Source organism: Paenibacillus sp. IHB B 3415 (assembly GCF_000802655.2).
GTDB classification, from domain to species: domain Bacteria; phylum Bacillota; class Bacilli; order Paenibacillales; family Paenibacillaceae; genus Paenibacillus_AQ; species Paenibacillus_AQ phytohabitans.
This window is the reverse complement of the sequence record NZ_JUEI01000021.1, coordinates 1-19,127: the sequence shown is the minus strand read 5'-3', so window position 1 is coordinate 19,127 and position 19,127 is coordinate 1. Positions and strand designations below refer to the sequence as shown.

Sequence of the window (19,127 nt, the reverse complement as noted above, 5' to 3'; positions counted from 1 at the left end):
AACAGCAGTCCGGGAGTGGTCTCCGGGGATTGCTGTTTTTTTTCACGAAAATAAATAATTATTCAATCTATGTTCCGGCTGAATTGTGATCCTGATGCTTTGTTTCCACAGTAAAAGACGGTACAATAAGCGTTATTAAAGAGAGGCATAAGACCGTACTGGGAAAAAGGCTGTGGAGGGAGTAATAGAGAGATGAGTGAGTGGTACGAAACAAGCTTTGGCGAGGACTATTTAATCGTTTATAGACACAGGGACTTCTGCGGTGCACGCCATGAGGTGGAGACGATGATTGGCTGGCTGGACTTGCCCAGGGGTGCCAGGGTGCTTGATCTCTGCTGCGGTATGGGCCGCCATTCACTGGCTTTGTCGGAGGCTGGTTATGAGGTGACCGGTGTTGATCTATCCGAGGCGCTGCTGCGTGAAGCACGTTCGCAGGCGGGTGCGGAAGCCGTAACCTGGCTGCGGTCTGATATGCGTGAGCTTTCCCTGGAGGGCGGATTCGATGCAGTGGTCAATCTGTTTACTTCCTTCGGATATTTCGAAGAAGACGAGGAGCAGATCAAGGTGCTGAAGGAAATCTGCCGGATGCTGAAGCCGGAGGGCAAATTTATTATTGATTTTCTGAATCCGGCTTATGTCATCCGCCATCTGGTGCCCCACTCTGTCCGTGAGGACGGGGATACTCTGATCGATGAATCACGCCGGATTGAGGAGGGTTATGTGAAGAAGGATATCCTTCTGATCTCGAAGGCCGGGGGGGCGCCCCGGAAATATCATGAACGGGTGAAGCTCTATTCCGTGGACAATTTCCGCGAGATGATCGCTGCTGCCGGGCTGCGGCTTGAAGCTGTGCATGGCAGCTACGATGAAGAGGAATATGATGCTGAGTCCTCAACCCGGATGATCTTCACAGGAGCTAGACCATAGATGGCGGCGGGAAGAAGAGCCGGAGGAGGAGAGAGGATTTTGCACAAGGCGGATATTCAATCTTGGGATGGCGGAGTTCTGCAGGTATCTGTGCCGATGGGGCTGCCGCTCCGTCAGGTGAACAGCTATATTCTGCCTGACCGGGACGGCAGGATTACGGTGATTGACCCGGGTCCGCACACCCCGGATGCAGAGCTTGCCTGGCAGGGCGTGCTGGAGGAATTGGATCTGTCCTGGTCCAAGGTGCGGGATATCGTCGTTACCCATCATCATCCCGACCATTATGGTCTTGCCGGCTGGATGCAGTCGCGCAGCGGGGCGCGGGTCTGGATGTCGGAGCGGGCTCATGCTGAAGCCGGCCTTGCCTGGGGCAGCGGGGCGATTCTGGATGAGGCTTTGCCGCTGTTTTTCCTGCGGCACGGCATGCCGGAGGTCTGGATTCAGGGCATCCGGGAGCATCTGGAGAGCTTCCGGCCGGAGGTGACCCCGCAGCCGGAGGTCACCTATATCAATGAGGCGGAGCCGTTTGTGATGGGCAGCCGCAAATGGCAGGTTCTAATGACCGGCGGGCATGCGCCGGGTCATGTGTCGCTCTACCACGGCGGCAGCGGGCAAATCTTCTGCGGCGATGCTGTGCTGCCGCAGATTTCGCCCAATGTCGGGCTGCAGCCGGGCAGCGATCCGCAGCCGCTGCGGACGTATCTGCAGGGGCTGCGGGAGCTGCGCAGCCTTGAGGTGCAGCTGGCGTTCCCGGGCCACCGGGAACCGTTCAGCGGGTTCACGGCGCGGGCGGACAGCCTGCTCCGGCATCATGAGGAGCGGCTGGATACTACAGCCGCATTGCTTGCAGGCGGACCGCTGAGCGGGTTCGCCGTCTGTGAGGGGCTGTTCCGCAGCCGGATCGCGACTGCGCATCAGATGCGGTTCGCGATGAGCGAGGCGCTGGCCCATCTGGCCGAGCTGGTGCGCCGGGAGCGGGCGGCCGAGACGGAGGACGGCCCCGGCGGGAGCATATTGTTCACGGCGGCGGTGTCCGGATAAGCTGCAATAGGATGCTTGTTGCAGACATAAGTCCATCTGTGCCCGTTGCCGTCTCTCCATGAGGCTGTTCTTACAACAGTCGCGGGAACCTTACCCTTTACTGTTACCACTACTACTACTACTACGACTACTTCCAATACCAAACAACTACCAGAATACAGCATACTTAAGAGAAACGGGCACTATCCGCCAAGGAGGGTACCCGTTTTTTGTGTTAGTTAGAAAAGTACCAAGTTACTCCGAGTGGCGGGAACAAGAAGTATCTTTGAATTCGCCGGAAGCGGGCGATACGAGAAAGTGAAAGGTATAAATCCCTCTAAATCCGCCGGAAGTGGACATTTGGGCCAAATGTATGTGAAAAGTCGAATACAATGAGCCAGCGCGAAGGTAATCAGGCCGAATGTATGCGAAAAATCGAATACATTGGGCTAGCATGAAGGTAATGGGGCCTAATGTATGTGAAAAATCGAATACAATGTGCTACCGCGAAGGTAATCAGGCCGAATGTATGCGAAAAATCGAATACAATGTGCCAGCGCGAAGGTATTCCTAGCATGAAGGTAATGGGGCCTAATGTATGTGAAAAATCGAATACAATGTGCTACCGCGAAGGTAATCAGGCCGAATGTATGCGAAAAATCGAATACAATGTGCCAGCGCGAAGGTATTCGGGCCAAATGTATGCGAAAAATCGAATACATTGGGCTAGCGCGAAGGTAATCAGGCCAAATGTATGCGCGAAAAATCGAATACATTGGGCTAGCGCGAAGGTAATCAGGCCTAATGTATGTGAAAAATCGAATACAATGTGCTACCGCGAAGGTAATCAGGCCGAATGTATGCGAAAAATCGAATACAATGAGCTAGCATGAAGGTAATGGGGCCGAATGTGTGCGAAAAATCGAATACATTGGGCTAGCGCGAAGGTAATCAGGCCTAATGTATGTGAAAAATCGAATACAATGTGCTACCGCGAAGGTAATCAGGCCGAATGTATGCGAAAAATCGAATACAATGAGCTAGCATGAAGGTAATGGGGCCGAATGTGTGCGAAAAATCGAATACATTAGGCTACCACGAAGGTAACCGGGCCCAATGTGTCCCGTTGTGCTGAAACGTTGTGCGCATATAGCGAGTATGGTGGGTAGGGCAGAGCAGAGCACGGTGACGATGTGCACACTTGTTGATTTATTGACATTTGTTAAATATAATAAGTGCAACTAAGCAACTGGACGACAGATGAAAGGGAGAAGCTTATGGACAGACGTATCGGCAAAACGCGGGAAGCTATTTTCGAGGCTTTTATCAGCCTGATGGCCGAGAAGAACTTTGAGCAGATTACGGTAAATGAGATCGCAGCGCGTGCCAATGTAAGCAGAGGTACAATCTATCTCCATTACGTAGACAAGTACGATCTGCTGGATCAGTGTATAGAGACACAAATGGAACAGCTGTGCGAGAGCTGCCTGGCCGGCGGAGAGGACGCCCATATCGCCTCCGGAGGCGTGCTGCTGCGCACAGCCGAATATCTGGAGCGGCACGCATGGGTCTTCACTACACTGCTTAACAATAAAGGCGTTCCGGCCTTCCGGACCCGTCTGCATGCGATTCTGCTGCAGGGTCTGAGTGAGCAGATCGACATGAGCGGACTGAACCGAGGGATGAACAAAGAGATGCTGATCCAATTCCTGGCATCGGCTGTAGTGGGTGTAATGGAGTGGTGGATCACCCATTCGATGCCCTACCCGGCCAAAGAAATGATCGAAGACATTCTGGCTCTGATGGAGCGCAATCAAATGGCGCCACGGCCGCTGGATACTGTGCAATAGATCTGTAGAAGCCGTAGGTTACAATATTATTCCGAAAAAAAGACATCCCGCTGTTTTTATGCAGCAATTGATGTAGTAGTTACGAGTGGAATTCAGTGATAGTTGTAGAACGTACACTTAAAAACAGCGAAAAGGTAGGTTAGTATCTTATAACTGTATTCTGTACAACTAAATCTGCCTGAATGGTGAGAACCAATCTATTAATCGCAGTTTAATTGCACGAAATACAACTAAACGGATAATTGGTTGTAAATCAGACGATTTAGTTGTACAAAGTACAATTAAGCATACCGCCTAATTCGTAATCGGGTCACTGCAAATCCTCAGTAAGCGAAGCCGGATCGATTTTTTTCATTTTGGACGGGTTGTTGACCTTGTATTTAACCGGATGCTGCGTGAGCTTCTTGGAAACGATTTTGGCTTCGAAGGATACTTTATCGCCGGTATTAAGCTCCAGCTTCTTCAGCGTTGCGCTATGGCTGGACCAGACCTCCTCAATCGCAAGATCATGGCCTTCTACCGAAACGGCTTCATATATAATAACTTCATCATCGTTGTCCGAGAAATGATTGGGGACGGTTGTGAACTCTTTGACCCTAGCGGTAATCGCGAGCTTGTCTTCAGGCAGCTGGACAGCGGCTTTCTTTTTGGAGGCGGCTGCTTTTTTCTGCGGAATTACCGGTGTCTCTTGCTTTGCTGAATCTGAATCTGTGCTGTCCGGCGCAGACAGAATTTCCCCGCTTGCTGCTTCTGCTTCCGGTCCTGCCTGGCTTGCCTGCTCTTCCAGGATGTTCTCCGCTGGCGGAGTCTCTTCCTGCATCTCTGCGGAGTCTTCCGCCTTAGCAGCTTCAGCTGGCGCTATAGTGCGTTGTCCAAAGGCGGCGGTCTGCATTTCTTTCAGATAAGCGGGATGTATGCAGTGCTGCTGTTTATTCTCAAACTGTATCACCACGGTCTGACTGTCCACGTACCCTACAATTTGTACGGGCAGTGTCAGGCCGTTTCTTTTATACTGATAAGTTTTGACCCGGGTGGCTGTAGCGGGCAGGAGATTCCATTCCTTACACCGGTCAATCAGCTCATCTTCACTGTCAAAGTCAAGAACGGACACAGGCTCAACTACAAACGAATAGGTCATTCATACTTCGCACCTTTCAAAATAAAATCAATAGAATATCGTCTTACTCCGGCTCCTCATTCTCCTGAACCTTTCTCCGCGCGGCTTCTTCAACATCCTCCGGCGCATGGGGCAGCCCAAGCTCCTGTTCACGTTCTGCCTGCTTCCGGTGGGCAATGCGGCTGCTGGCTGCTGCGGCCACGGCACCTACGATGTCATCCAGATACGTGTGGATTTGGCCGGTCGTCTTGTCATTCAACCGCTCCAGCACTCCGGGCTTCAGCTTGTCCACATAGCCGTAGTTGGTGAAGCCGATGCTGCCATATACATTCACGATGGAGAACGCCAGAATCTCATCTACGCCGTACAGCCCTTCATCATTCTCAATCATATCCTGCAGGGGAGCGAACAGCTTGCCTTCCTCGGCCAGTACGTCAAGCTGGATTCCGGTCAGGACCGCATTCTGCACCTCCCTTTTGCTCAGTACCATCTCCACATTATGAACGCATTCCTCCATGGTCAGGTTCGGATAATACTTCTTTTGCAGCAGCATGACAAGCTCGGCAATCTCAAGTATAGTTACCCCGCGTTTCTGCAGCCAGAACCGGGTGGCTTCGGCGACGGCTTTGCTGTTGAGGCTGTAAGGGATTTTGGCATCAGTCATGAGAAGTCCTCCATTCGTAAGTAAGTTAGAAAAGCTGTTTGTACTAAATTGTACGCAAGCGGCAGACTGATGTCCAGAACCGTGCGGATTCGTGGGCTGTGTCTGGCGGTATCGGTCCGGACCCTGGCTGTATCTGCCCGCCCGGACAGAACTTCTGCAATTTAGGATAAGCTGTTGTTATTTTTTGGACTAAGGGCTCGTATACATAGCAGTACAAACTGATCTTAGCGTTGAAAGGGGTAATGTAGATTGAATAAGCCTATGAAACACATCCGCGGGGTTTCCGCGGCTTGCCTGCTGGCCGTTCCAATTATGCTCTCCGGCTGCAGTCTGTTCGGTTCGGAATCGGCAGCGGTAGACCCGCCTCCGGGTGAAGTCGAAGCACAAATGCTGCAGGTCAGCGGAGAGGGCACACTCGACACCGGGGTGCTGGGACCGGTCTCGCTGGATGAGAGCGACCTCGCAGCTGGGGTTAAAGATGCGGCAGCCTCCGCTACGGCCGGAGAACGGACAACCGTGTTCCTGGAGGATCAGCACGGCCTGCTGGCACCGGTGTCTCTGGCCCTTCCGCAAGGGGAGGGCACAGCAATGCTGGAGGATTCTCTTACTGCGCTAGTCAGCAAGGGGGCATACAAATCTGTACTTCCCGAAGGCTTCCAGGGCGTACTGCCGGCAGGGACGGAAGTGAACAATGTATCTATCGGCCAGGATAAGGTGGCCATCGTTGAATTCAATTCGGCATTCAATGACTATGATCCGGCGGATGAGCGCAAAATTCTGGAGGCAGTCACTTGGACCCTGACGGGTCAGGAAGACATCCAGGGCGTACAGCTCTGGGTCGATGGCAAAAAGCTTACCGAAATGCCGCTGCAGGGTACTCCGCTGGATCGGCCGCTGTCCCGGGCCATGGGCATTAACCTGCCGAAGCAGAGTGCGCTCATGATGAACTCCAGCGCAGTGACCGTCTACTTCTCTGCTGCTTCTCCGGATGGCATTCATCAGTATTATGTTCCGGTTACGCGCTTTGTACCCGCAGGGGGAGATTCGGTGAAGGCAGCTCTGAACGAGCTGATTGCCGGACCTCAGTCCGAGAACGGCCTGGAGATGGTCATGACGCAGGGCACGGTGGTTGATTCCGTAGAAGCAGGCCAGAATGGGGTAGTTACCGTTTCCCTGAAGGATGAGATGTTCGAAGGCAGCACAAGCGTTCCTGAGGAAATGCTGGAATCGGTCGTGCTGACGGTTGCACAGAATACGGACGATGCCCTGGTGCAGATCCGCCTGAACGGTAAAGAGACAGTTACGGGAACCAATAATGTCGATTACGGCCAGCCGGTCTCGGCACCGGAATATGTGAACGAGCTGCCGCTGTAGAATGAATGCATGGCAAGTGGAAAGGGCTGGGCGTCCTTTTAAAGCATATGCTTTCGAAGCAGCGCTTACTACGTACCGCTTTCAAGTACCCGTTTCAGCGAGAAAGATAAGGAAAATTTATGGCGTGTAGCATATAAATTCTTATCTTTTTAAAAAGATGCTTTTGTGCCTACTCTTTGATAGAATAAAGGTTCATTGATCCGGATATCTTGACAGGAATAGCGGTGCCGTTCTCTGAAGCAGAGGACGGCACCCGTTTCTGCGTATAAGATAAGGGATGGATTCGTGTACACACAAACTTATGGCTATACGATGTAGGAGGCAGAAAAGATGAGATCAAACGGGCGCCAAGAAGACCAACTCCGGCCGCTGACGATAACCACCCAAACCAACAAATATGCAGAGGGTTCTGTAATTATTGAGATGGGAGATACCAAAGTCATCTGCACGGCAACCGTGGATGAGAAAGTTCCGCCGTTTCTGAAAGGACAAGGCAAAGGCTGGGTCACTGCCGAATATTCCATGCTTCCCCGGGCCACCCAGACCCGTAACCAGCGCGAAGCAGCACGCGGCAAGCTTACCGGACGGACAATGGAAATTCAGCGTCTGATCGGACGGGCACTCCGTTCCGTAGTGAATCTGCAGGCGCTGGGCGAACGCAGTATTACGCTGGATTGCGATGTGATTCAGGCAGACGGAGGGACACGGACAGCTTCGATTACGGGCGCTTTTGTAGCGATGGCCTTTGCCATTAATAAGATCGCGCTGCAGCACAAGCTGGCGGTATTTCCGATTACGGATTACTTGGCGGCGATCAGCGTCGGTGTCGTTGGCGACAAAACACTGCTCGATCTGAACTATGAAGAGGATTCCAAAGCGAAGGTTGATATGAATGTGGTTATGACAGGCGGCGGTGCGTTTGTTGAAGTGCAGGGTACCGGCGAAGAGCGGCCGTTTACCCGCCAGGAGCTTGACCAGCTGCTGGGTCTGGGCGAGAAGGGGATCTACGAGCTGATCGCCGTTCAAAAAGAAGTACTGGGCCCCATTGCGCTCAAAATCCCTTCCGGCCAGCCTGGCCAAGAGGTGTAATATGAAGTCCGGCAGCGGGATTCTGATTGTCGCGACGAAGAATAAAGGCAAGGTGCGGGAGTTCCAGCACGCCTTTGCTCCCCTTGGACTCACCGTCAAAAGCATGTTCGATTACCCGGATCTGCCGGATGTGGTGGAGGATGGGGTGACTTTTGCCGAGAATGCCTTCAAAAAATCCCGGGCGGTAGGGGATGCACTCGGATTTCCGGTGCTTGCGGATGATTCGGGTCTATGCGTGGAAGCGCTGGACGGCAGTCCGGGAGTATACTCGGCCCGCTACGCCGGGGAGCCTGCAGATGATGAAGCGAATAACCTGAAGCTGCTGAGCGAGCTGGAGAGGCTGAAGCAGGGTGAGGATACCGGCCAGCCGCTGCTCAGTCCGGCCCGGTTCGTCTGTGCTCTGTCGCTGTATGATCCGGCGGACGGGCGGGAGCTGACGGCGGAAGGAACAGTGGAAGGCTGGATTACCTCGGAGCCTGCGGGCGGCGGCGGTTTCGGCTATGATCCGCTCTTCTATCTTCCGCAGTTTGAGAAGACGATGGCGGAGCTGACGCTGGAAGAAAAGCAGGCGGTCAGCCACCGGGGCGCGGCACTGCGCCTGCTGACTGAGAAGCTTGCTGCCGCGCAGCGGGACGTGAAATAAAAAGCTACAACTTATCCGGAAGCCCCCATGCATGTGTAACATGCACGGGGCTTCCGGATTTTTTATTGTGATATGGAAATTAGATGATAATCCCCCCTCAGTATGGAAATTTACCCCCTGCTGACTGAGAAGCTTGCTGCCGCGCAGCGGGACGTGAAATAAAAAGCTACAACTTATCCGGAAGCCCCCATGCATGTGTAACATGCACGGGGCTTCCGGATTTTTTATTGTGATATGGAAATTAGATGATAATCCCCCCTCAGTATGGAAATTTACCCCTAGCGCAGCAGCGTGCTTTGTATGAGAATAAGAGTTGACTTCACCCCTTTCGAACATTCTGCATTCTTCCGCTACCCCATTCCTTTCACAAGTTTTGCAAACAGAGGCAGCCTAGCTGATTGACGCAAAACTTACTACACAAGCATAAGCCATAGTTACAGGTACGCACCCGGCAAGAGAGCACGAGATCCGCAGGTATGCAGCTTAGCTGCGCTTTTTGGGCTGGACTATAGCATTCAGCCTGCTAGTTGTGAATTTAATAGATTTACAGGGTGGGGGTCAATAGGGTCCTGGAGGTGAGTGCTGAAGCTTTCTGATTGGGCAACGCATTGAACCGGGGAGGTAATAACGAAATGGTCTTTATCAAAAGTAAATCTCGTAAACCCTTTGTGCTTGGCTTGGCGGCAGTCCTTATCCTTACTCTTTTTTCGGCTTTCGGTACAAATACCAGAACGGTTAATGCAGCTTCGGATTACAAGCTTGTCGGGTATTATGCTTCCTGGGCCGCTTACGGGCGGGCGTATAATGTAACGGATATTGATCCTAATAAAATGAATGTAATCAACTATGCGTTTGCGGATATTTGCTGGAACGGGATACATGGCAATCCAGACCCTACCGGTCCGAATCCGGTAACCTGGTCCTGCCAGAATGAGCAAGGCCAGACAATTAGCGTCCCGAACGGCACCATTGTGCTGGGTGATCCCTGGATCGATGCCCAGAAAAGCTTCGGTGACGATAAATGGGATGACCCGATCAAGGGTAACCTGAAGCAGCTCTGGAAGCTGAAGGAGAAGAATCCGAACCTGAAGACAGTCATCTCCGTCGGCGGCTGGACATGGTCGAACCGCTTCTCGGATGTAGCTGCGACTGCAGCGACCCGCGAGGTATTCGCCAATTCCGCCGTAGATTTCATCCGCAAATACAAGATGGACGGCGTCGATCTGGACTGGGAATACCCGGTCAGCGGAGGATTGGCTGGCAATAGCTACCGTGCAGAGGATAAACAGAACTATGTTCTGCTGCTGCAGAAGATCCGCGAGAAGCTGAATGCTGCAGGAACTGCCGACGGCAAAACGTATCTTCTCACCATCGCTTCCGGCGCAGGACCGGCTTATATCCAGAACAATAACCTTAGCGGAATCGCAGCAGTGGTGGACTGGATTAATATCATGACCTATGACTTCAACGGAAGCTGGAACACGACTACCGGCCACAACGCGCCGCTCTACTATGATCCGGCTGCAGCTTCATCGGGGCTGACCGAGCCGGCGAATTACAATATCGACAAAGCGGTTACCAGCTATTTGAGTGCCGGCGTGCCGGCAAACAAACTGGTGCTTGGCATGCCGTTCTATGGCAGAGGCTGGGGCGGTGCTCCGGCTGCGGGGAATGGCCAGTATCAGGTCTCGGCGGGAATCTCCTCCACAGGCACCTGGGAGAAGGGCAACTATGATTTCAGTGATCTGGAAGCCAACTACATCAATAAGAACGGCTACACCCGCTACTGGAACAATACTTCAAAGGTTCCTTATCTTTATAATCCTTCAAATCAGACATTTATCAGCTACGATGATGTAGAATCCATCGGCTACAAAACAAGTTATCTGAAATCCAAAGGCCTGGCCGGAGCCATGTTCTGGGAGACCAGCGGCGATCGTAACCGGACACTGCAGACTAAGCTGAGCGCTGATCTTGGGGGCGGAGTGGTGACTCCTTCACCAACGCCTTCGGTAACGCCAAGCCCTACGCCAACAGCTACAGTGAAACCATCGGCAACGCCGAGTGCAACCCCATCGCCGACACCTACGGCAACGGTTAAGCCGAGTGCCACACCGACTGCTACAGCCACACCGACTGCAACAGTTGCACCTACTGCAACACCAGGCCAATGTACGTCAGCGGCTTGGAATTCAACCGCTGTCTACACTCAAGGACAGCAGGCCTCCTACGGCGGACTGCTCTATCAAGCCCAGTGGTGGACGCAGGGCGAACGGCCGGATCTCAGCGGTGCCTTCGGAGTCTGGAGGGTTGTCGGCACTTGCGGCAACACTACACCGCAGCCTTCCGCTACAGCCACTCCCACTGTAAGTCCTTCGGCTACTCCGACAGCAGCACCAACCGCGACGCCTGTGGTCACGGCAACCCCGACGGCAACCCCGACGGCAACCACGGGTGCCTCAGCCTGGGCTGCCGGAATTGCTTATAAAGCGGGTGATGTTGTAACCTACAGCGGGAATTCATATACCTGTCTGCAGGCACACACCTCGCTGGTAAGCTGGGAGCCGTCTACTACGCCAGCTCTTTGGAAGCTGAACTGATTTTAATTGGAATCCGGGTTAATCCACTGAATTCGCCAGGCTGTGCAGCATAGCAATCTCCACACGAAGAAACGGTGCCGGCATAAGGCTGGCACCGTTTTTTTATGCGCTCTAGCCAGAGTATCATTTTGCCATTCCCGCCTATTACTGCTTCGTTTGAATAATTTCATGTTTACATATACTTAGTTATATTTAACCGGTGTTCATAAGCTTCCACAAGCTGAAATATAATGAAAGAGGCAGGCGGCTGTCCCGGTCAAATATATTTATGGAACGTGACGCCGTTTATTTCGTTATAGTAGTATATAGCGGAAGGTGGTGGATTCACCGATGGTTGTTTGGGTATTATGGTTGATTGCCGCTGGCGTCTTGTTTGTTGTAGAAATGTTTACGTTTACATTCTACCTATTATGGCTTAGTCTCGGGGCATTGGTTGCCGGCTTGGTCGCGCTTCTGCTCCCGGATGCATTATTGCTGCAAGTGGTGGCCGGTTCACTGGTGGCCTTGATCCTGACCGTTTTCACCAAACCCTTGGCAGCGAGATTACGCAATTCCAGGGGCTTCAAGGATACCGGTACCGATATTGTCGGCCGAAAGGGTCTGGTCGTCGAAGCGATTGAGCCCGGCCGTTACGGGCAGGTCAAGGTAGGCGGCGATACATGGAGTGCAACATCCACAGTGGCGCTAGGCAAGGATCAAGAGGTTATTGTTGTAAGAAGAGGCACCACAATTATCGAAGTAGAACGATGGGGGGATATGTACTGATGGAGTTAGCTATTATCGGAATTATTGTTGTTGTTGTCGTAGTATTTATCGCACTGACTATCAAGATTGTCCCGCAGCAACGAGTGGGGGTCGTGGAGCGTCTCGGTAAATTCAACCGCCTGCTTACACCGGGTCTGAATATTCTGATTCCGGTAATCGATCAGGTGCGGGTCTATCATGACCTGCGGATTCAACAGGCGAATGTACCGCCGCAGACGGTAATCACGAAGGATAACGTACAGGTACAGATCGACACGATTATTTTCTATCAAGTGGTAGGACCGGAAGAAGCAACTTACGGAATTTCCGATTATGTCTATGGTGTACGTAATATCTCTACAGCCACCATGCGCCAGATTATCGGTAAGCTGGAGCTGGATGAAACCTTGTCCGGCCGTGAAAAAATCTCCTCGGATATCCGTCTCGCGCTGGATGAAGCCACTGAGAAATGGGGCGTGCGGATTGAGCGTGTAGAAGTTATCGACATCAAGCCGCCGCTGGATATCCAGGAAGCGATGGACAAACAAATGAAGGCTGAGCGCAGCAAGCGTGCGATTGTACTGGAGGCGGAAGCCGCCAAACAGGATATGATCCTCCGCGCTGAAGGGGATAAGCAGAGTAAGATCCTGAAGGCTGAGGGGGATAAGGAAGCGCGTATCCGTCAGGCGGAAGGTCTCGGCCAGGCGCAGGAGCTGGAAGCCCTCGGCCAGGCCAAGGCGATCGAAGCGGTCGCGCAAGCCGAGAAGATGCGGATTGCCCTGATCGCCAGTGCAGGACTGGATGAAAGAGTACTGGCTTATCAGTCCTTCGAAGCATTGACTGAAATCTCCAAGGGACCGGCGAACAAAGTGTTCCTGCCGACCAGTGCTGTTGAAACGCTTGGCAGTCTCGGAGCTATTGCAGAAGTATTCAAGGCGAGCAAGGACGGCAAATAAGCTCAGAACTATTTTACAATTGCGGCACATTCCGTTAAAGTTAGAAGCAAAACTAAGCCTATGCTTACGAAGCATGCTACGCAAAACTAAGCCTATGCTTACGAAGACAGTTTTGCTACGCAAAACTTTAAGGAGAAGATACTGTGACGCAAAAAGAGATTTCACCGCTCGTAGAAACGCTGGGGCTGCAGCCTCACGTTGAAGGCGGATGGTACAAGAGACTTTGGAATTCATCCTTCGAGATTCCCCAGGAGACTCTGGGCGGAAGCTATTCGGGGCCGCGTGCTTCAGCTTCCTCGATCTATTTCCTGCTTCATGCTGACGAGACTTCGGATTGGCATACTGTGCTGTCCTCCGAAATCTGGCTGTATCATTCCGGCAGTCCGATTGTACTAAGCCTGGGCGGCAGCGGTGAACAGCCGGAGAACGTGACGGAAGTGATTCTGGGGCTGGACATCGCCGCAGGCCAGCAGCCGCAGGTAGTTATTCCTGCCGGAGTATGGCAGGCAGCCCGTCCGCTGGGTGAAGAGCCGGTGCTGGTCTCCTGCATCGTGTCACCGGAGTTCCACTTTGATGATTTCAAACTGATTGACAAGAAATAAGGGCAGAAATGAAAAGGAGTACAGCCGGAGGATAGGCTGTACTCCTTTTTTTTATCCGAACCCGCAACGATGACCAGACATGTTTTTGTCACTTTTGGCGGCTTTACTCCTATCTGTTATACTGATTCTGATTTTGGATGATTATGAAGGCGCTTTTAAGGTTAAGGATGCTTGATGAACTCAAATTAGGCTTGGAGGGTAAACATATGAGTCAATTAAACGCACCATTTACAGGCGGGCCTACCTTGAACGACGGAGTGACCATGCCCTGGCTGGGTCTTGGCGTTTGGCAGACCAAGGATGGCGATGAAGTTATCCAGGCAGTGAAAGCTGCCGTGGAGACCGGGTACCGCAGCATTGATACCGCAGCCGGGTACAACAATGAAGAAGGCGTTGGACAAGCCATCCGTGAATGCGGGGTAGCCCGTGAAGAGCTGTTTATTACCACTAAAGTGCGCAATCCTGATCAGGGATATGAATCTACGCTGAAGGCTTTTGAAGTCAGCCGGAAGAAGCTGGGTCTGGAGCAGATCGATTTGTACCTTATTCACTGGCCGGTTGCCGGCAAATATAAAGAGACCTGGAAAGCGCTGATTCATCTGCAAAAGGAAGGCCTGGTCAAATCGGTCGGCGTCAGCAACTTCCAGACCCATCACCTGCAGGATATCATCGATGATAGCGGTGTGGTACCTGTGGTTGACCAGGTCGAGTTCCATCCGCTGCTGACCCAGCGTGAACTGCTTAAGTTTACTCGGGAGCATGACATTCAGCTGGAAGCGTGGAGCCCGCTGATGCAAGGGAACCTGGATGTGCCGCTGCTGAAGGAGCTGGCGGAGCGGTACGGCAAGACCGTGGCGCAGATTGTCCTGCGCTGGGACCTGCAGCAGGGAGTTATCACGATTCCGAAATCCGTGCATGCGGAGCGGATCATTGAGAATGCCGGCTTCTTCGACTTCACCCTCAGCGATGACGATGTCAAGGCCATTGAGGACCTGAATCAGAATCACCGCTTCGGCCCGGACCCGGATAATTTCAATTTCTAGGGTTGATGTAGATTGAACAGAGGAATTATTAATAAAATTGATGTTAGCCGTAACTGCGGTGAATATTTGGACTTCCGGCCGCTGTTGTCCCCAGATTTCTTGATTCATACCGCTATAAGCGGTGGAAATCCGGGGACAAAGGCGGGCGCCGGCGGAGGAATTATTAATAAAATTGATGTTAGCCGTAACTGCGGTGAATATTTGGACTTCCGGCCGCTGTTGTCCCCAGATTTCTTGATTCATACCGCTATAAGCGGTGGAAATCCGGGGACAAAGGCGGTCGCTGACGCTCCTACAGTTCCAAAATTCCCCTCCGTACTTTCATCTTTTTATTGACTATCTCGGTTCAATCTATGGGTGGCGGCGTATAAGCCATGAATGCAAAGAGCAGGCCCCTTTCAGGTGGTCTGCTCTTTGCATTTGGCGACAACGCGCCAAACGACCTGGAATCAAAGCTCATCGACATCCGCTGCCCCGGCTTTTATGATGAGAATAGAAGGAATCAATGGGAGGGCACAACTGTTGGAATTGATCAGAGATTATCCGGAGAAGCATGGATTATCTTCGCAGGCTTTAAGCCGTTTTTTCATGGAGGTCAGGGAACGGGGGCTTGAGGTTAACAGCTTCATGCTGCTGCAGGACGGCCAAGTTACGGCAGAGTTTACCCGGATGCCTTACCTTCCGGATACCCCGCAGCTGCTCTACTCTCTTAGCAAGAGCTTTACCTCTATAGCCATAGGTATTGCCTGGGACGAGGGATTGCTGCAGCTGGAGGATGCGGTGATTTCCTTTTTCCCGGACAAGCTGCTTGAGGCTGTGTCTATTAATCTGGCGCAAATGACAGTGCATCACCTGCTCTCCATGAATGCGGGCCATCATGAAGATATTTATCCTGCTGTGGTCAAGGAACAGGACTGGATCACCGCCTTCCTCGCCCAGCAGGTTGAGCATGAGCCGGGAAGTTATTACCGCTACAGTACCCCCTCCAGCTATATGCTGGCGGGCATCCTCGAACGGGTGACCGGGCAAAGTATGGTCGATTACCTGATGCCGCGTTTGTTCGGACCACTGGGTATCCCGAGGCCATCCTGGGAAACTTGTCCGCAGGGAATCACGGCTGGCGGGATGGGACTCAGCCTGTCTACAGAAAGTGTAGCCAGGTTTGGCCAGATGCTGCTGAATAAAGGAGTATATAGCGGGCAGAGAATTGTATCGGAGCGGTACATAGAACAGGCCGCCACTGAACAGAGCGATAACCGTACGTATGTCCAGCGGATCGACTCGGCGCAGGGCTATGGTTACCAATTTCATCTATGCCGGAGGGGCTGCTACCGGGGAGACGGGTCTTTTGGACAGCTGTGTCTGGTGGCTCCGGAGCAGAATATCGTCATTGCAGTGGCAGCAAGCTTCGGGAGTATGAACCGGCTGCAGGTATTGCTGGATCTGATTTTTGAGTATATTTTTGATACGCTTGGAGGCGGCCCGCTGCCGGATTCCGGGCATAACGCCGGTCTGCAGGAGCTATTGTCCGATTGGAGTACTTCAGCCTTACCTGTGGTTCAGCAGTTTTGTCCGGAGAGATGGCTGGCGGATGGTTTGAGCGGCCCATACCAGATCGGCGGTAATCCCCATGGGCTGCAGCGGATTACTTTTACCAGGAATAACAGGCAGCTTGAGCTGCAAATGGTGTATGGCGATCAGCGGGATAATGTGCTGCCTTTCGATTTCAGCAAACCGGTATGGACGGAGGATGTGTTCCACAAAGACCTCTCGTTACACCGGCAACAGGTAGTCACTTACGCTAACTGGCTGGCTGAGGACATGCTGAAGCTTACGCTGTACTACATTGAGACTCCTTATGTGGTCACGTACACGATTATTTTTGAGGAAAACAAGCTGGAATTCCGGTTCAACATTAACGTTTCGCTTAATATTCCGGAGTATGCGGCTATAGGCGAGCTTGAACTGGCTTAGTTTCATACTAATGTGAAAAAAACATGCCTGCCTGAACGTATGCTATACGGTCTTGGCGGGCATGTTCACATCTATTTGGCATTAGCCGATGGAGACATTGTATTTCCGCAGCCACAGATCCACCTGGGCCAGATAAGCGAATAATTGCGGGCCGGACATCAGCTGGCCAAACCACGGCAGATTGCTGGAGGATTCCGGTGATGCGGCGATTTCCCGGATTTTGGCCGGATCAATCAGCGGAAGGATAGGCGAAGAAGGATCATTCAGGATGCCGAGTACCTGAGAGCGCACCTTGTTCAGATAGGCAGGATTATGCGTTTTAGGGTACGGGCTTTTTTTGCGGTAGAGCACATCGTCCGGCAGTACACCTTCGAGTGCTTTGCGCAGAATGCCTTTTTCACGGTTGCCTACGGTTTTGATCTCCCAGGGAATATTGAATACATACTGCACCAGGCGGTGATCACAATAAGGAACACGGACCTCCAGGCCCACGCCCATACTCATCCGGTCCTTGCGGTCCAGCAGCGTAGGCATGAAGCGGGTAATGTTGAGATAGGACATCACGCGCATCTGCGCCTGTTTGCCGGTCTCGCCGTCAAGCTTCGGCACCTCGGCCACAGCGTCGCTGTACCGGTCACCCAAATATTCCAGCGGACGTATCCACTCATTAATTTCAGGCGACAATAGACTGGCGCGCATTTTGGGTGCTACCGACCAGGGGAAGGTGCCGGAAGTGAGCATCTCCTCACGGTGGAACCAGGGGTAGCCGCCGAAAATTTCATCCGCAGCTTCGCCGGAGATAGCGACAGTCGCCTTCTTTTTAATCTCCTGGCAGAATAAATAAAGTGATGAATCCACATCGGTCATCCCCGGTAAATCGCGGGAGTAGAGGGCGTTGTCGAGCGCCGTTACCAGTTCAGGTGTATCAAAAGCAATAAAGTGATGGTTCGTATTCAGTTCATCGATCATCCGCTGAATCCAGGGGCCGTCGGCTCCGGGCTGGAAGGTATGGCTTTTGAAATGCTTGTCGTTGTCTACATAATCCACCGAGAAGGTATCTACCCGGCCTTGGCCGGTCCGGTTGTAATAATCTACGGCAAGCGCAGTTAAGGCGCTGGAGTCGAGTCCGCCGGAGAGCAGAGAACAGACCGGAACATCGGAAACAAGCTGGCGCTCCAGCGTATCCTGGAGTAATTCCCGTACCCGGGCTGCCGTTTCATCCACGTTATCCGTGTGCTGGTCGCTCTCCAGCTTCCAATACGCGTAGGTGCGGATACCGCTGCGGCTGTAAATCATGGCATGACCTGGACGAAGCTCGAATATATCTTTGTATACACCATGTCCCGGTGTCCGGGCCGGACCGATAATGAAGATTTCGGCAAGGCCTTCCGGTCCAACCTTCGGCTGGACTTTGGGATGCTGCAGCAGCGCCTTCGGCTCGGACCCGAATACGAAGACATCGTCCACTTGGCTGTAGAACAAAGGCTTCACGCCCAGACGGTCGCGCGCCAGAAAGACCTGATCGCGCAAGCTGTCCCAGACGGCAAAAGCGAAGATGCCATTCAGCTTCTCCGTGCAGTCCGGTCCCCATTCGATATAGGCATGCAGGAGTACCTCGGTATCGCATTCTGTGAGGAAATGATGGCCGCGCTGCTTCAGCTCTTTTTTGAGCTCAGGGGCATTATATAGCTCGCCGTTATACACAATTGCATACACCTTATCGTCATGGCGGGCAATCATCGGCTGTGCGCCGTTCTCGGGATCAATGACGCTGAGTCTGCGGTGTCCGAAGGCAATGGGTCCTGAAATCCAGGTTCCGGCTGCATCCGGTCCGCGGTTCGCTAAAGTTTCAGTCATTCTGACAAGCAGTTGCGAGTGCCCTGTAAGATCACCGCGCCACTGGACAAATCCGGTTATTCCGCACATGTTGGTTCATCCTCTCTTTTGTGCGATTGTTGTCTGTCCTTTCTTTTTTGCCAAGTAATACAGATATATGCCGAAGGAAGGGATAAAATGTATGTCCTTATCCGAACACTAGGGGAGAGGGAAATTTGCCAGGAGGGATGGATGACAAGTGTATTACATTAAAGACGCCAAAATCCGCAGAATGACCGAGTATGACGGAGCACCTTGTGCAGAGGTTGGCGTATTGCCTGGAGCTGTGGGCGATTCCGCACTTTTGGTGTATATTGTTGAGGACCGGCGTGAGGAGGGGTACGAAATTGTCCGTATTTTGACGAATGACGCGGACACCGCCACCGATTGGTTCGATAACAATCTGCATGATGCTTTCAAGGACGTGACGGTCAGCGGCTTCACCGGCAGCACCGTAATGAGTCCGGAGGATGAACGGTCCAAATTTCAGCGCGAGCTGCTGATCTTCGGAGAGCTGAAGAAGCAGCTGGGCGAACATTTCAGGCAGTACTCTTGATTCCGGCGGGACCTCTTGCAACGAAGATTCACTGCACAATCACCAACAACCAATAACCTATAGGATGGACCATAGAGCAGGAAGCTTTCCCCC

The 19,127-nt window shown here is 52.5% G+C and carries 17 protein-coding genes; 14 read left to right on the top strand and 3 right to left on the bottom strand.

Annotation, left to right across the window (positions count from 1 at the left end):
* Positions 1 to 192: 192 nt before the first annotated feature.
* From QW71_RS11555 to QW71_RS11545, 3 genes are all read left to right on the top strand, one after another.
* Positions 193 to 927, top strand: a complete 735-nt coding sequence (locus QW71_RS11555) for a bifunctional 2-polyprenyl-6-hydroxyphenol methylase/3-demethylubiquinol 3-O-methyltransferase UbiG (protein ID WP_039297693.1) — start codon at positions 193 to 195, stop codon at positions 925 to 927.
* 39 nt (positions 928 to 966) lie between these two features.
* Positions 967 to 1,968, top strand: a complete 1,002-nt coding sequence (locus QW71_RS11550) for an MBL fold metallo-hydrolase (protein WP_039297806.1) — start codon at positions 967 to 969, stop codon at positions 1,966 to 1,968.
* A 1,256-nt stretch (positions 1,969 to 3,224) separates the two neighbouring features.
* Positions 3,225 to 3,797, top strand: a complete 573-nt coding sequence (locus QW71_RS11545) for a TetR/AcrR family transcriptional regulator (RefSeq protein ID WP_039297690.1) — start codon at positions 3,225 to 3,227, stop codon at positions 3,795 to 3,797.
* A gap of 310 nt (positions 3,798 to 4,107) precedes the next feature.
* On the opposite strand, the gene QW71_RS11540 is transcribed toward QW71_RS11545, so the two are convergent.
* Entirely contained in the window at positions 4,108 to 4,935 is an 828-nt protein-coding gene (locus tag QW71_RS11540) for a hypothetical protein (RefSeq protein ID WP_039297689.1), read from the bottom strand.
* Between the two features lie 43 nt (positions 4,936 to 4,978).
* Complete coding sequence (locus QW71_RS11535; protein ID WP_039297687.1) at positions 4,979 to 5,578, bottom strand: phosphatidylglycerophosphatase A; 600 nt, start codon at positions 5,576 to 5,578, stop codon at positions 4,979 to 4,981.
* A gap of 261 nt (positions 5,579 to 5,839) precedes the next feature.
* Between QW71_RS11535 and QW71_RS11530 the strand changes: the two genes are divergently transcribed.
* From QW71_RS11530 to QW71_RS11485, 10 genes are all read left to right on the top strand, one after another.
* On the top strand, positions 5,840 to 6,952 hold the full coding sequence (locus tag QW71_RS11530; protein WP_039297804.1) for a GerMN domain-containing protein: 1,113 nt from the start codon (positions 5,840 to 5,842) through the stop codon (positions 6,950 to 6,952).
* A gap of 330 nt (positions 6,953 to 7,282) precedes the next feature.
* Positions 7,283 to 8,041, top strand: a complete 759-nt coding sequence (rph, locus tag QW71_RS11525; RefSeq protein ID WP_039297685.1) for a ribonuclease PH — start codon at positions 7,283 to 7,285, stop codon at positions 8,039 to 8,041.
* 1 nt (position 8,042) lies between these two features.
* Positions 8,043 to 8,684, top strand: coding sequence for an XTP/dITP diphosphatase (locus QW71_RS11520; protein ID WP_039297683.1), 642 nt, complete (start codon positions 8,043 to 8,045; stop codon positions 8,682 to 8,684).
* A 632-nt stretch (positions 8,685 to 9,316) separates the two neighbouring features.
* Positions 9,317 to 11,284, top strand: a complete 1,968-nt coding sequence (locus QW71_RS11515; RefSeq protein ID WP_039297680.1) for a glycosyl hydrolase family 18 protein — start codon at positions 9,317 to 9,319, stop codon at positions 11,282 to 11,284.
* Positions 11,285 to 11,614: 330 nt separating this feature from the next.
* Positions 11,615 to 12,049: an NfeD family protein gene (locus QW71_RS11510; RefSeq protein WP_039297677.1), complete on the top strand. Its 435-nt coding sequence runs from the start codon at positions 11,615 to 11,617 to the stop codon at positions 12,047 to 12,049.
* Positions 12,049 to 12,984, top strand: coding sequence for an SPFH domain-containing protein (locus tag QW71_RS11505; RefSeq protein WP_152679743.1), 936 nt, complete (start codon positions 12,049 to 12,051; stop codon positions 12,982 to 12,984). The genes QW71_RS11510 and QW71_RS11505 overlap by 1 nt, the downstream gene beginning before the upstream one ends.
* A gap of 143 nt (positions 12,985 to 13,127) precedes the next feature.
* On the top strand, positions 13,128 to 13,586 hold the full coding sequence (locus tag QW71_RS11500) for a cupin domain-containing protein (protein WP_039297676.1): 459 nt from the start codon (positions 13,128 to 13,130) through the stop codon (positions 13,584 to 13,586).
* A gap of 206 nt (positions 13,587 to 13,792) precedes the next feature.
* Positions 13,793 to 14,629 carry an aldo/keto reductase gene (locus QW71_RS11495; protein WP_039297672.1) on the top strand — a complete coding sequence of 279 codons (837 nt, stop codon included), beginning with the start codon at positions 13,793 to 13,795 and terminating at the stop codon, positions 14,627 to 14,629.
* Positions 14,630 to 14,641: 12 nt separating this feature from the next.
* Entirely contained in the window at positions 14,642 to 14,965 is a 324-nt protein-coding gene (locus QW71_RS40440) for a hypothetical protein (RefSeq protein WP_039297670.1), read from the top strand.
* A gap of 186 nt (positions 14,966 to 15,151) precedes the next feature.
* Positions 15,152 to 16,603: a serine hydrolase gene (locus QW71_RS11485; RefSeq protein WP_039297668.1), complete on the top strand. Its 1,452-nt coding sequence runs from the start codon at positions 15,152 to 15,154 to the stop codon at positions 16,601 to 16,603.
* Positions 16,604 to 16,684: 81 nt separating this feature from the next.
* On the opposite strand, the gene asnB is transcribed toward QW71_RS11485, so the two are convergent.
* The gene (gene asnB, locus QW71_RS11480; protein WP_039297667.1) at positions 16,685 to 18,529 is read right to left on the bottom strand and encodes an asparagine synthase (glutamine-hydrolyzing); all 1,845 of its coding nucleotides are present in this window, start codon (positions 18,527 to 18,529) and stop codon (positions 16,685 to 16,687) included.
* A gap of 148 nt (positions 18,530 to 18,677) precedes the next feature.
* On the opposite strand from asnB, the gene QW71_RS11475 reads away from it, so the two are divergent.
* Positions 18,678 to 19,034 (top strand): hypothetical protein, encoded by a 357-nt coding sequence (locus QW71_RS11475; RefSeq protein ID WP_039297666.1) that lies wholly within the window; start codon positions 18,678 to 18,680, stop codon positions 19,032 to 19,034.
* Positions 19,035 to 19,127 lie beyond the last annotated feature (93 nt).